Annotated in this window: 2 protein-coding genes; both read left to right on the plus strand. The window is 28.7% G+C overall.

Annotated features, from left to right (window positions below; translation table 11 throughout):
- Positions 1-300: hypothetical protein (locus HHU12_RS34390; protein WP_169661210.1), on the plus strand; the 300-nt coding region annotated here is incomplete at its 5' end.
- Between the two features lie 39 nt (positions 301-339).
- On the plus strand, positions 340-665 hold a 326-nt coding region (locus tag HHU12_RS34395), incomplete at its 3' end, for a hypothetical protein (RefSeq protein WP_205960095.1).

A 665-nucleotide genomic window follows, 5' to 3' on the forward strand; every position in this document is an offset into this window, starting at 1 on the left:
GTCCCTTCAGTTGTTGATCCAACTCAAGAAATAAAAGCGGATTGGGCTGATTGCCCAATTGAGGATTTGAGCCCTGGGCAGGCTAGCTTGTATCTGGGGGATATTGGGGATATAGTTGAATATATTCAAGATGAGGACTCTAAAATAGATATTAGTACTGTGGATGCTTCTGAATTTATGAAATCACTACTGAAGGATGATTATGATAGTAAAGGAGATCTAAATTTATTCGAAAGGGATATTTTATTTCCATTATTAATAGAGAATATTGTTTACACTAAACAATTACCAAAAAAATGATGCAATATTAAATTGTATGTTTTTAATAATTTAAAAAAAATGAAAATAAAAAGAAATATTTATCTGATTGCAATCCTGTTTTTATTAACAAATTGTACTAATTATAGAGATATGACAGAACAAGAAATAAAAGAATATTTAGATAATCAATATGGTGATAATGTAAATTACAAAACGGAAAAAGATGGGCATATTTCTAAAGTTAAATTTGTGGATATTCCATCTCTCAAAGAAATCCCAGAAGAAATTCTAGCATTTAAAAAATTGGAAGAAATAAAAATTCTTAATTGCGGAGTCACCGAAATCCCTGAATTTATAACTGAGTTTTCAGAACTAAAAGCATTACGATTAAATAATAATCCCAT

Origin of the sequence: Flammeovirga aprica JL-4, from assembly GCF_012844305.1 — a bacterium.
GTDB lineage: Bacteria > Bacteroidota > Bacteroidia > Cytophagales > Flammeovirgaceae > Flammeovirga > Flammeovirga aprica.